The 12,352-nt window shown below is 35.5% G+C and carries 14 protein-coding genes; 1 reads left to right on the top strand and 13 read right to left on the bottom strand.

Going from position 1 to position 12,352, the window contains the following annotated elements; genetic code table 11:
* Window positions 1-11 precede the first annotated feature (11 nt).
* Both ACFSFY_RS09420 and ACFSFY_RS09415 read right to left on the bottom strand, forming a co-directional pair.
* Window positions 12-827: a GDSL-type esterase/lipase family protein gene (locus ACFSFY_RS09420; RefSeq protein ID WP_381537471.1), complete on the bottom strand. Its 816-nt coding sequence runs from the start codon at window positions 825-827 to the stop codon at window positions 12-14.
* 32 nt (window positions 828-859) lie between these two features.
* Window positions 860-1,699 (bottom strand): DegV family protein, encoded by an 840-nt coding sequence (locus ACFSFY_RS09415; protein ID WP_381537469.1) that lies wholly within the window; start codon window positions 1,697-1,699, stop codon window positions 860-862.
* 72 nt (window positions 1,700-1,771) lie between these two features.
* Here ACFSFY_RS09415 and trhA point away from each other — a divergent pair, with 72 nt between their 5' ends.
* A complete protein-coding gene (gene trhA, locus ACFSFY_RS09410; RefSeq protein WP_381537467.1) occupies window positions 1,772-2,407 on the top strand; it encodes a PAQR family membrane homeostasis protein TrhA in 636 nt (211 codons plus the stop codon).
* 9 nt (window positions 2,408-2,416) lie between these two features.
* Here trhA and ACFSFY_RS09405 read toward each other — a convergent pair whose 3' ends face one another.
* The 11 genes from ACFSFY_RS09405 to ACFSFY_RS09355 all read right to left on the bottom strand — a co-directional run bounded on the left by ACFSFY_RS09405 (window position 2,417) and on the right by ACFSFY_RS09355 (window position 12,339).
* Complete coding sequence (locus tag ACFSFY_RS09405) at window positions 2,417-2,905, bottom strand: dihydrofolate reductase (protein ID WP_381537465.1); 489 nt, start codon at window positions 2,903-2,905, stop codon at window positions 2,417-2,419.
* A 13-nt stretch (window positions 2,906-2,918) separates the two neighbouring features.
* The gene (locus ACFSFY_RS09400) at window positions 2,919-3,857 is read right to left on the bottom strand and encodes a thymidylate synthase (protein ID WP_381537462.1); all 939 of its coding nucleotides are present in this window, start codon (window positions 3,855-3,857) and stop codon (window positions 2,919-2,921) included.
* A 139-nt stretch (window positions 3,858-3,996) separates the two neighbouring features.
* Window positions 3,997-4,584 (bottom strand): YpjP family protein, encoded by a 588-nt coding sequence (locus ACFSFY_RS09395; protein ID WP_381537460.1) that lies wholly within the window; start codon window positions 4,582-4,584, stop codon window positions 3,997-3,999.
* A gap of 266 nt (window positions 4,585-4,850) precedes the next feature.
* Window positions 4,851-5,630 (bottom strand): class I SAM-dependent methyltransferase, encoded by a 780-nt coding sequence (locus tag ACFSFY_RS09390; protein WP_381537552.1) that lies wholly within the window; start codon window positions 5,628-5,630, stop codon window positions 4,851-4,853.
* Window positions 5,627-6,064: a BrxA/BrxB family bacilliredoxin gene (locus ACFSFY_RS09385; RefSeq protein WP_381537458.1), complete on the bottom strand. Its 438-nt coding sequence runs from the start codon at window positions 6,062-6,064 to the stop codon at window positions 5,627-5,629. The genes ACFSFY_RS09390 and ACFSFY_RS09385 overlap by 4 nt, the downstream gene beginning before the upstream one ends.
* Window positions 6,065-6,245: 181 nt before the next feature.
* Entirely contained in the window at window positions 6,246-7,022 is a 777-nt protein-coding gene (gene ehuA / locus ACFSFY_RS09380) for an ectoine/hydroxyectoine ABC transporter ATP-binding protein EhuA (RefSeq protein ID WP_381537456.1), read from the bottom strand.
* Window positions 7,023-7,034: 12 nt separating this feature from the next.
* Window positions 7,035-7,724, bottom strand: a complete 690-nt coding sequence (gene ehuD, locus ACFSFY_RS09375; RefSeq protein ID WP_381537454.1) for an ectoine/hydroxyectoine ABC transporter permease subunit EhuD — start codon at window positions 7,722-7,724, stop codon at window positions 7,035-7,037.
* Window positions 7,721-8,383, bottom strand: a complete 663-nt coding sequence (locus ACFSFY_RS09370; protein ID WP_381537452.1) for an amino acid ABC transporter permease — start codon at window positions 8,381-8,383, stop codon at window positions 7,721-7,723. Before ACFSFY_RS09370 ends, ehuD begins: the two co-directional genes overlap by 4 nt.
* Before the next feature lie 68 nt (window positions 8,384-8,451).
* A complete protein-coding gene (gene ehuB, locus ACFSFY_RS09365) occupies window positions 8,452-9,336 on the bottom strand; it encodes an ectoine/hydroxyectoine ABC transporter substrate-binding protein EhuB (protein WP_381537450.1) in 885 nt (294 codons plus the stop codon).
* A gap of 576 nt (window positions 9,337-9,912) precedes the next feature.
* Complete coding sequence (gene ehuB / locus ACFSFY_RS09360; protein WP_381537449.1) at window positions 9,913-10,797, bottom strand: ectoine/hydroxyectoine ABC transporter substrate-binding protein EhuB; 885 nt, start codon at window positions 10,795-10,797, stop codon at window positions 9,913-9,915.
* A gap of 420 nt (window positions 10,798-11,217) precedes the next feature.
* Window positions 11,218-12,339, bottom strand: a complete 1,122-nt coding sequence (locus ACFSFY_RS09355; protein WP_381537447.1) for a conserved virulence factor C family protein — start codon at window positions 12,337-12,339, stop codon at window positions 11,218-11,220.
* Window positions 12,340-12,352: the final 13 nt, after the last annotated feature.

The raw sequence follows: 12,352 nt of genomic DNA, 5'->3' as shown, positions 1-12,352 counted from the left end.
CGCTCAGCCTCCTACATATCCAATTCCCCATCCGAAAGTTTTTGCAAATCGCAGCTTTTAATTTTTTCCATAAAACGTTTCGTCATAGAATTATATCCATTTGCATTTGGATGAAAAAAATCAGTGTGGTAAACCATTGCTGTATTTGAATCGAATAGGTCCGTAACAGGCACGAAACAAGATTTACTATCTATGATAGTACGTGCTTCAATTGCTTTGTTCCACTCAATAATAATATCTTCAAAATCGTTTGCTTCATCTGTAACGAGAGATAGCGGATTATAAAGTCCAGCTACAACTATTATGGCATCGCTATTGAGTCCTCTAATTGTTCCATAAAGTTCATCTAAGTTTGTTTCAAAGCGTTGAAGCTCATCATAAAAAGGGTCTTTCTTCAGGTTGAAAAAATTTTTTTTAACAACTTTCATTAAGTCGTTTCCACCGATTGTTATTAAAATAACATCAGCTTTTTTAACAGTACTTTTTACATCGGGATCTTCTAACTTTTTGTTCAGCTGCTCACTCCGGCTACCCCTTTTTGCAAGGTTATCCGTTTTGACATTTTTTACACCTTTCCACTCAAACATTTCAGTCGTTAATCGTCCAAAATAGCCTTCTTTCTTAAATTCATCACCAACCCCTTGTGTTAATGAATCCCCAAGTCCGACAACCCTTATTTGCTTGGATATAAAAAAGTTTGGAACAACCCACTCTTTAAATGCAATAGAAGTTCGTTCCGTACTCATTTTTGTAGGTCTAATAAAAGATGATTGACAGCCAGACAAAACCATAGAGAAGATCAAAGCGACAATAACTAATCTTCTCACATATAGTCCCCTTTTCTTTAAGAATTCGCTCTTTAATCTGTGTAATACATAAAACCAATTGCGCCTTCACCCGTATGTGTACTAATAACCGGTGAGGTAAAAGTAAGTTTAACTTCTTTTACACCTGAATCTTCAATTAGTTTTTTTAGCGGTTCAGCCATTTTCATTCCATTTGCTTGAGAAATACCTACACCTCGAATTATTTTACCTGTGGTTTCTTCGGTAAAGACTTTAAATAAATGTGCAACAACTTGTTTGTGGCTACGTGCTTTGGCTACAGGGGTGTATACGCCATCTTGCAGAGTTGCAATCGGTTTAATGTTAAGCAACGAACCAAGCATTGCACGGCCTTTACCGATACGTCCCCCCTTGACGAGGTTATCCAATACATCAACAACAACGAATAATGTCGTTTGTTTTCGAACAGTATTTAAACGGTTAACAATTTCTAAACTTGTATTCCCAGCATTCGCCATTTCAGCGGCCTCAAGTACTTGAAAAGATAACCCATGAGAAATAAACATTGAATCTATGACAGTAACTTTTGAATCTGTCATTTCAGCTGCTGCCTGAGCTGATTTTACAGTTCCACTCATTCCGGCTGTCATATGTATTGAGATTATTTCACTACCATCTTTACCTAGCTCATCATAAAGTTCTTTGAAAACACCAACTGCTGGTTGAGAACTTTTTGGTAATTCAGAGGCAGATGCCATCATTCTAAGAAATTGTTCCGGTAATACATCGACACCGTCGATATATGTTTCACCTGAAATTAAAAGTGTTAAGGGCACAATATGGAGGTTATATTTCTTAATATCCTCCTTCGTCAAATCTGCTGTAGAATCTGTAACGATATAAACTTTCTTCATTGGATGATCTCCTCTCTAGTTATGGAATTAGTTCATACTCTTCTATATAATCGTTGAAAAGGGGGTTTTATAATGACGTCATCATTCGATTTCAAAACGAGTAAAGAAGAACTTTGGAATGCCATCACACACGCCATTGGTTTTATTCTTACAATACCTGCTTTAATACTACTGATTTTACAAGGAGTTGAATATGGGTCTACAATTCATATCATTAGTTATACTATTTTCGGAAGTTCAATGCTTCTACTCTTCCTTATGAGTACACTATTGCATAGTATGCCTGTTAAACATAAAAAACTGTTTTCAATTCTTGATCACTCTGCAATTTATATACTCATTGCAGGGACCTATACTCCATTTACCCTAATTGTTATTAAAGGTTCATTGGGTTGGACACTTTTCGGAATCATATGGGGCCTAGCTATTTTGGGTGTACTTTTTAAAGTTTTCTTTATTCACCGATTTGAATATATATCGCTTATCTTTTACGTTGTAATGGGTTGGTTAGTACTAATAGGCATCAAACCACTTTATCTGAATTTAACATTTGATGGTTTTATACTTTTGGTCATAGGAGGCCTGCTGTATACATTCGGCTCTGTTTTTTATGCTGTACGGAGAATTCCATACAATCATGCAATTTGGCACCTTTTTGTACTTGCTGGAAGTGCATTCATGTATTTTAGTATTCTCTTTTATACATAAACCGAATTACTATATTTTTTGTTTTCTTTCATAAACAAAAAATGTGTAAGGAATACCATTTTCAGATATTTCTTTTTCAGAAGTAGAGCTGATCTCCCACTCAGAATCATATGTTGGGAAAAACGTGTCACCATCAAAATGTTTTTCGATTACTGTGATATATAAGCGGTCTGCAACGTCCAATACCATTTTGAATATTTCGGACCCACCGATGACCATGACTTCTTCATTGTATTCTCGTGCTTTTTCTATCGCTTTATTTAAATCATTGAAAACAAGAACACCTTCAGCTGTGTAGCTTTCATTTTTTGTGAGAACAATATTTAATCTACCTGGTAACGGTCTTCCAATAGACTCATATGTTTTACGTCCCATAATAATTGCTTTTCCAAGCGTCATTTTTTTAAAGTAGGCTAAATCTTCAGGAATATGCCATGGTAAATCATTATTTACTCCGATTACTCGATCTAAATCATGTGCTACTAATAGTGAAATCATCTATATCGCTCCTTTATACGGCAATGGGTGCTTTAATTCTTGGGTCTGGATTGTAATTCTCCAGTTCTATGTCCGCTACTTCCATATCGAAAATAGATTTTTCTAAGTTGATTTTTATCGTTGGTAATGATTTAGGCTTACGTGAAAGTTGTTCGTTCACTTGGTCCATATGATTAGAATATATATGTGCATCTCCAAGTGTATGCACAAACTCACCGACTTCTAAATTACACTCATGAGCAATTAAATGAACGAGAAGTGCATAAGATGCAATATTAAATGGAACGCCTAGGAAGATATCAGCACTTCTTTGATAAAGTTGACATGATAATTTACCATCAGAAACATAAAACTGAAACAATGCATGGCAAGGCGGTAGAGCCATATTATCTACTTCCGCTGGGTTCCATGCCGTAACAATATGACGTCTGGAATCCGGATTTGTTTTAATGCCCTCAATAAGATTTGTAATTTGATCAATCGTTTCTTCTCCTGCTGACCAAGAACGCCATTGTTTCCCGTACACCGGGCCGAGATCTGCATATTTATTTGCAAACTGTTCGTCTTCTAGAACTCGTTCTTTAAAATAATTCATTTCCTGTCTATAAACTTCTAAAAACTCAGCATCGTTCACAGCGCGAAGACCAAAGTTGGTCATATCGGGACCTGTATACTCGTCACTAGAAATCCATTGTTCAAATGCCCATTCGTCCCAGATTGGATTACGATCTTGAATAAGTGTACGAACATTTGTATCTCCTTTTAAAAACCATAAAAGTTCAGATACAATTAATCGAAATGCAGTTTTTTTAGTAGTCATTAATGGAAAGCCTTCATTCAAATCAAATCTCATTTGATATCCAAAAACACTAATTGTACCTGTCCCTGTTCGATCTTCTTTTTTTGTTCCCGTTTCAAGAACGTGATTACATAACTCTAAATATTGCTTCATATAATATCCTCCTAGCACTAATCTTAAGTATACAAAAATAACCTTCAGTATAACAGAAATAAACTTACACATATAAGAATTTGCAGTCAGTTAAAATAAATTCACTTTGGATATAAAAAATACACCACTGAAATGGTAGTTAAGATAACCATTTCGGTGGTGTATTTTTGGACCAATAAATATCTCCAATAGTATGGTGTGCCACAAAATCGTCATCTGATATATGGTAATGGAAGTTGAAAAAGAAACCATCTTGTGGTCGTTTTTCTGTTCGAACATGAAAACGAATGATGTCTTTTTTTCGATCCATATCATAAATGTGGAAAACTTTTTCAGAGTAATCTCCTGCAGGTTTTTCACTTATTGATATCCGTCGTTTATGTAAATCATCGGATTCTCTTAACGTCATACGGATAGCCTCGTCAATTTTCGGGAAAATGACCTCATTAAACTCATCCGAAATAACAGGCCCTATTCTAGATCCGAATTTCATAAAAGATAAATCTCTTGCTGAGGATATAAGATTATCTTCAATCGTTTCGACAATATCTATTGGGCTGGTCTCGGTAAAGTCAATATCATATGTTTGCTCAAACTGGGATGCATTCATTTGTTTAGAGTCGTCTTTGTCTTGTAAGAGCGTCCATATTTCATGACCTGGATTGATCACACCAAAAGTCAGGAGCGCAACAGAGGCGATAAGCGATTTCTGCAACCATTTTTTCATTGATTCTCACCTACATTTGTGTACGATTTTTTAACTTTCTGAGTTACTTTGACGAAATAGTAATCAAAAGGTTTCTTCTTTGTAACTTTCATTGTACAATAAATATGTAGATAAATGTCCGTTTTTTTTGAAGGAGGTTTTTACTGATGAATGTTGAATTATTTATCGGTCTGGGAATGCTCGCTTTAGTTATTTATTTGAGCTCCCTAAACTTTACAAACTAATTCGCAAATGCCGTCACTTCCTTTTTGGGAGAGGCGGCTTTTTCATTTTTCGAGTGAAGCAAAATGGAATTTAGTGTTTGGTCTATTGTATCTCTTGAATCCGAATTTTTCAAATATTGGCGAATCGAATCGGTCTTTGATAACGACCCGTTCTTTGCAAACGCGGAAGGCATGTTCCACCCACTCTTCAGTTAGAGAGTTTTTTGCACCTACTTGTCTTAATGGAGTAAAATTGGAAGATTCATTAATAGGTTCACTAAACATCGGGTCTATATAAACGATATCCCAACTAGAATCGGATTGCTTTTTCAAGTAATCAATAGCATTATCTTGAACAACATGTACGCCAAGCATAGCGTCAATTAACTTATTCGAGTCAGATGGAAACGAAAGCAATCCTTTCATCGTTATGAATGCAATGTCGCGGTCTAATTCAATACCAGTAACATCGCCCAATTCTCCAACAATATAAGACGCAATGATGCTGTCAGACGCGAGTCCAAGTGTACAATCTAGAAAAGACATTCCACTTTTTAATTGAGTTGCTTCTATTAAAGGGTCTTTTTCGCCATTGATAAGTCGCTTCATTCGAAAAGCCGCTGAATTGGGATGGAAGAAAAAAGGTTTCTCCATTCCAATTCGATACAACTCAAAACGATCTTTTCCAGCTATAATACAATTTGCGTTGTTTATTTTTTGAATGTTTTTAATCGATAACTTGTTTCGTTCGATAATTTCATAGCCAAGAACAGTAGCTGCCTCATTTGCTAGTAAGCTCGTTTGATTATCAGGTCTGCCACTAGTTGTAATAACTGTTTTCATTTGCTGCAATATTGTTCTAAAACACCTGTCAAATGATCTTTTATTTGTTCCATTTGGGAATTCTCAATTTGTTCTCTAGGAATAAAATATGCAAGAGCTCCATCTTTCCACAAAGCGATTGAAGGTGAACTAGGGGGTACTTCTGGAAAGTAATCTCTAAACATCTCAGTAGCCTCTTTATCTTGCCCAGCAAAAACTGTGAATAAATGATCAGGTTTATTTTCAGTCGAATCCAGAGCTTCTCTCACTGCAGGACGAGCCTGACCCGCTGCACAACCACAAACCGAGTTGATAACAACTAGCGCAGTACCTTCTAATTTATCCATTGTTTCTTGAACTTTTTCCGCACTCGTTAGCTCCGTAAATCCATGTTGTACAAGTTCTTCGCGCATCGGTTGAACGATGCCTCTCATATACTCATCATAAGCGTTCATTGTTGTATCCCCTTTCAAAGATGTGTTTCAGTTTCAATATACAGCTTTATCTCAATCTTTTCATTGAATATATACTATTCGTTGAAAAAATGTTGAGTTCTAATTTAAGTGATGCCTAGTTTATTCGAAAAGATAAAAAGTTCCAGGTTGTATACAAGCTACAACCTGGAACTTTTTGTATTTAATGAGTGGATCTAAATCGACTTAGAAAGTCTTGTAAACGTTCACTTTCTGGATTCTCAATGATTTCTGCCGGTGTACCGTCAGCTTCAATGACACCCTCATTGAGAAATATTACCCGGTCCGCGATATCAATTGCAAAATCCATCTCATGTGTTACGAGAACCATTGCCATATCACCGTCATCAGCTAAGTCACGAATTACTTCGAGAACCTCACCAACAAGCTCTGGGTCGAGCGCAGAGGTTACTTCGTCAAACAACATAATCTTCGGTCGCATGACTAATGCTCTAGCCATAGCTACTCGTTGTTTTTGACCACCCGATAACTGATCAGGAAACAAATCTACTTTATCACTAAGACCCACTTTTTCAAGCATTTCCAGCGAATGTTTACGTGCAGATTCTTTACTTTCTTTTTTCACACTTATGGGAGCACTCATGCAGTTTTCCAATACTGTCATATGGGGGAATAAATTGAAATGCTGAAAAACCATTCCAATATCTCCACGAACTTCACGTAAATGTTTATCATTTGCTGGAATTAGCTTATCGTTTTTCTTCATTTGCCATAAGTTTTTTCCATTCACTTCCATCTTTCCAGCAGTTGGTTGTTCAAGTGTCATAAGCAACCTAATGATTGTAGTTTTACCAGAACCACTGGGCCCTATTAATGCTATCTTTTCACCAGGTTGGATTGATAAATTGATACCTTTTAATACATCAACTTCTCCAAATGATTTGTGTACATCAAAATATTGTGCAATAGGTTCTTCCATTATTCATTCTCCTCACATATCAGTAGCAGACTTTTTCGAAAAGTTTCGATTGTATTTGATTTCTAGTTTTTTCACAAACAATGCTGCTGGATAGCTTAAAATTAAAAAGAATAGCGCTACAACAGTTAATGGCTCTACATATTTCCAATGTTGGGCACCGTAATCATTTGCTAAGTGAAGCATTGCAACAACACCAATAGTAGATGCTAACGGAACTTCCTTAAACATCATTATTAAATAATTACCTAGCATTGGAATTACAGGCGGTATTGCTTGTGGTAAAATCACTTTCAACCATTTGTCTTTTGTCGATAAATTCAATGCAGTCGATGCTTCCCATTGACCTTTACTAACTGATTCAATACCAGATCGATAAACTTCAGACAAGTACGTACTAAAGTGAATACCCAGACCGATTATTGCTGCTGCGAACGGGTTAAGCGAAACCCCGATAACAGGTACCATCGGCCATGCGTAATAAATAAAGAATAGCTGAACAATAGGCGGAGTGGACCTTATAAATTCCGCAGTCCATCTAGCGATCCAGCGAACTATCTTCGATGGAATTTGATTTGCCAATAACCAAAAGAAACCGAAAACAACGGCAAAGAGATAGCTAGCAATTGTTAAACCCAACGTTATCCATAGACCTTTGAATATGATTGGAATTACTTCAAAAAAGACTTCCCAGCTCCAAGTCATCCTTGTGCAACCCCTTTCTTAGACACTTTTTCCATTTTACGCGTAAACGCGATTAAAGGAAGTGCCAGTATAAAATAGAAGATTAATACTAATAAAAATACACTTGGTGTTTCTGATAAGTGTGTACTCTTATATATATTTCCGTAATACAAAATATCCGTAAGTCCTATTAATGAGACAAGTGATGTCCCTTTTAATATCTGTATCAAGTAATTTCCGTACTCAGGTAACATCATTCGTACTGCCTGTGGCAAAATAACGAGACGCATCCGTTGGAATTTCGACATGTTTAATGCAATTGAGGCTTCTGTTTGACCTTTAGCAACCGCACTGATTGAACTACGAACGATTTCAGACATATAAGCTCCATAATTTAATGAAATTGCCAATATACCAGTCCATATATCACTACCTAAATGGATATTAAACAACCCAGGTAGCGCATACGAAAACCAAAACAGTTGAACAATCAATGATGTTCCACGGAAGATTTCAACGTAGAAACCAGTAAATTTATTTAATAAAAAATTACTTGAGCTTCTAGACAGTCCCGCTACAAATGCAATAATAGTTGAAAGTAGTATAGAAAATACTAAAACAATGAGTGTTACTTTAATACCTTTAAGCAATACGAATGAAATATCGATTGTGGAACCCATAAAAACAACTCCATTTTTGAAATAAAGAAAAGGCCAAACCTATAAAAGGCGTGGCCCTTTCATTTTAATTAGTAATTTTCACCACTACAAATACTTTCTGTTGTTAAATTCGGATCTACAATATTCATTTCAGCACTAAATCCAGAAGGTGTTATAAGATCTTCAATCTTATTTTCTTCTTTCAACTTAGCTAACTCAGCATTATAAGCTTCTCTAAATTCATCATTATCAATACGGAATGCAGCAGCACCAAAACTTGGATTCCCCTCAATTTCAGGTTGTGTAAAATCATTTACGAATTCTAATTTATCTTGGTTGGCTGATTCCAGTGCCATTTTAATTGTCATTTCGGTACCTGTAGTCGCATGTGCTCTTCCTGATTCAACTGCAGAAAAAGAAGCGGGGATATCGGGTACTTTCATAATTTGACTCTCATCCACACCTTCACGTATTAGAAAGTCTATTTCAGTAGCACCACTCATAACTGCAATTTTAATATCTGGATTTGCAGCTACATCTTTATAGCTTCTAAGTTCCATAGGGTTTCCGGTAGCGACGATAAGACCTTCACCATATTGGATTTCTGGTTCTCCGAAATTCACGTTTTCACAACGATCGGGCGTTATCGCCATACCTGCAGTAATTAAATCGAATTTACCGGCAGCAAGACCTGGTATTAAGTTACCAAAGTCTGAAAGATGCCCTTCAACCTCATCTATACCTAAGTTATTAAGCACTTGTATAGCAATCTCAACTGCTGCGCCCTTTAACTCACCATCTTCATCTTCATATGCATATGGTTTTTCATTTGCAAAACCAACCTTTACTTTTCCATCTTTTTTCAGCTTTTCTAAAACACTTTCACTTCCTGAATCTTTCGATTCATCAGATCCACAAGCTGCGACGAGAAACATTACACTAAAAATACTTAAAGCCAACAATAATTTTTTCACAATATCCTCCTAAATAGTTTTTAATACCTATGAAATATCTCAACTTCTAAACGGTAACATAGCTAAATTTAAACATCAAATCGTTTCGAATAAATACAATAGAATTATAAAAATGTCAATGTTATTCAAACGTACGTGGTATAAGGACTTATAACAGGTTTGAAAAAAGTTATAAATTTTATAAAATTATTTTAAAATACTGGAAAAATGATTAAAAATGAGAAGTTTCACCAATTTAATTTCGTTTGTTTTTCCCGCCTTTTTCAAACCTTATGTTTGTTGAATTGAAAATTTCAAGCATTTTCAATTGTTATTCATGAAGTTATATAATATATAAACTATTCCATGAAAATATTCAATGATTTTATTTCCCAGTTATTTTATTCCATATTGGAGTTTTATATATATGTGGATGAATTGTGAAACTTTATATATAGCTATTTTTTAAAATGAATTACATGTCTAGATCATCTTCCAGATCAACTAGATAAAGAAGAGTAATCGGAAAAAGAGTACAGTTCATATTTTTTAAATATAAAAAAGACCAAATCTATAAAGACTTGGCCTTCATTTTAATTAATAATTTTCACCACTACATATACTTGCTGTGGTTAAATTAACATCCACAATATTCGTTTCAGCATTAAATCCAGAAGGAGTTATTAAATCAGCAATCTTACCCTCTTCTTTCAACTTTGCTAGTTCTGTATTATATGCTTCTCTGAACTCATCATCCTCTATACGAAATGCGGCAGCACTGTATCCTGGAACACCTTCAAGTTCTGGTTGTATAAAATCATTTACGATTTCTAGTTTATCTTGGTTGGAAGATTCTAAAGCAATTGTAAGTGCAATCTCAGTTGCAGTGGTAGTATGAGCCCTGCCTGATTCAACTGCAGAAAGAGCAGCGGCCATATCAGGTACTTTCATAATTTGACTTTCATCTACACCTTCACGTTTTAAGAAATCAATTTCAGTAGCGCCACTACGAGACGCAATGATTACATCTGGATTTGCAGCAACATCTTTATAACTTTTAAGTTCCATTGGGTTGCCTGTTTCCACGATAAGACCACCACCGCTTTGGAATTCAGGCTCACCAAAACTAACATTTTCACAACGATCTGGAGTTATTGACATACCCGCAGTGATTAAGTCGAATTTCCCAGCATATAGACCAGGTATTAAACTTCCAAATTCTGAAAGATGCCCTTCAACTTCCTCTATACCAAGGTTATTAAGCGCTTGTGTGGCAATTTCAACAGCAGCACCCTTTAACTGGCCATTTTCATCTTCATATGCAAATGGATTTTCATTTGCAAAGCCAACTTTTACTTTCCCATCTTTTTTCAGCTGTTCTAAAACACTTTCACTACTTGAATCTTTAGATTCATCAGAACCACATGCCGCAATGAGAAACAATAACCCGAAAATACTAAAAGCCATTACTAATTTTTTCAAAATATCCTCCTAATGTGTTTTCAAACACTATTGAAATTCTTAACATTTGAAACTTAACACAGTTAAATTGATATTTCAAATCGTTTTATGTAAATACTTCCGATTTATTAAAATATTAATGCTGCTCTAACACTTACTGTATATACTCCGTCCATTCAGTAACAATAGATTATTTTATATTACTTTATTTTTATAAGAAGAATAAAGTGTCCCAAAATAAGAAGTTTTGACAATCTTCTTTTATTAATTTTTTCCTATTGTAAATCCTTAATGATTGTTTACGTTATAAATTTAATCATATATATTTATTGTTGTACTGTATCATTAAGTTACTATATTGACCTGAAAACTAATATTAAATTTTGAATAAAAAAATACGTAAGCAAATGATAGAAACATTTGCTTACGTATTTATTCTTTTTATGATTCACGAGCTTCTGTCATCTGTTTCCAAACGGAACCTTTTGCATCTTCACCTTCTGCAATTCGTTCAATTGCCATTCGAACTTGGAGCTTCACTTCAAATTCTGGATCCTCTTCAGCTTCGCGTAGAGCGGGTAATGCATTTTTAGTACCTGTTTCATACAAAAACATTGCACCGCGCCATCGAACGAGCTTGTTACGATCACCAAGTATTTTTATAGCCGCTGGTTCAAATTCCTCGTACCCTAAATCACTCATGCAATCTGCTGCGGTACGCCTTACAGCCCAGCTTCGATCTAATAGTGCTTTTTCAATATAAGGAACAACTGCTTTATCTTCAATCATCCCTAAATAAACTGTAGCGAGTCGTCGAATAGACATTTTCTCATCGACAAGCGCTGCATCAAGTACTATAAAATCTGAGGCATCAGGATCTGGCATTTGATCGAGTAAATGAAATCTTTTTTCCCATTCTTCAACAGAAAATTCTTCGAGAGTGATCTTTTTTCCTCGTTGAATTGCATCTACATGACCTTCCTTAGACCTTCGAATGATTTCATTTAAACGCTCATCTGGATAAGCGGCTTCTACTTCCGCAACCACAATTTCACCTAGTTCAGTTTTGTCTCCATAGCGAATTCCATAATCTGCCCACTTACGTAGCAGAATATAGTTTTCTACCTCTACACCTTGTACTTTATCCATTGCCTTTAAAAAACGCTCGGAAAGTCCAAACCGCTCTTCCGATAAACTATCAAAAACTTTTACTTGGAGTGGAATATCTTTATATGTTTGTACATGAACATAAACTTCGCCATAATTATCATCTGCGACAACTTCTGTAGAGGCTTCTTTCCCTTGTTCATCATTTAATACCGATTGTACATCAGAAAGAATCGTTTCCCAGGCTACATTACCTGCACGCTCAACAGCTAGGAAGTTCATAACATGATAAATCCCGCGAATTCCATTAATCTTTAATAACGCTGACATAGGATGCGTAGCTGTTGCCGCATCGTCTTTTTTATAATTAAATGAGGTTCCCATTGGCAACTCATTATCGACTACAATTTTCATCGAATTTGGGCTTGGAGTGGGTTCGATAGTTACAATTTTCAAGGTAGATGACCCC

It is taken from the genome of Sporosarcina siberiensis, assembly GCF_042681925.1.
In the GTDB taxonomy this organism is placed as follows: Bacteria; Bacillota; Bacilli; order Bacillales_A; family Planococcaceae; genus Sporosarcina; species Sporosarcina siberiensis.
The sequence above is the reverse complement of the archived record's forward strand: the minus strand, read 5'-3'. Positions and strand labels throughout refer to the sequence as shown.

Excerpts from the sequence above, each read along its gene's own strand:
- ACFSFY_RS09370 (WP_381537452.1), bottom strand. The coding sequence starts at position 8,383 with ATGGGTTCCACAATCGATATTTCATTCGTATTGCTTAAAGGTATTAAA.
- ehuA (WP_381537456.1), bottom strand. The coding sequence starts at position 7,022 with ATGGAAGAACCTATTGCACAATATTTTGATGTACACAAATCATTTGGA.
- ACFSFY_RS09385 (WP_381537458.1), bottom strand. The coding sequence starts at position 6,064 with ATGAACGCTTATGATGAGTATATGAGAGGCATCGTTCAACCGATGCGC.
- ACFSFY_RS09395 (WP_381537460.1), bottom strand. The coding sequence starts at position 4,584 with ATGAAAAAATGGTTGCAGAAATCGCTTATCGCCTCTGTTGCGCTCCTG.
- trhA (WP_381537467.1), top strand. The coding sequence starts at position 1,772 with ATGACGTCATCATTCGATTTCAAAACGAGTAAAGAAGAACTTTGGAAT.
- ACFSFY_RS09405 (WP_381537465.1), bottom strand. The coding sequence starts at position 2,905 with ATGATTTCACTATTAGTAGCACATGATTTAGATCGAGTAATCGGAGTA.
- ACFSFY_RS09390 (WP_381537552.1), bottom strand. The coding sequence starts at position 5,630 with ATGAAAACAGTTATTACAACTAGTGGCAGACCTGATAATCAAACGAGC.
- ehuD (WP_381537454.1), bottom strand. The coding sequence starts at position 7,724 with ATGACTTGGAGCTGGGAAGTCTTTTTTGAAGTAATTCCAATCATATTC.
- ACFSFY_RS09415 (WP_381537469.1), bottom strand. The coding sequence starts at position 1,699 with ATGAAGAAAGTTTATATCGTTACAGATTCTACAGCAGATTTGACGAAG.
- ACFSFY_RS09400 (WP_381537462.1), bottom strand. The coding sequence starts at position 3,857 with ATGAAGCAATATTTAGAGTTATGTAATCACGTTCTTGAAACGGGAACA.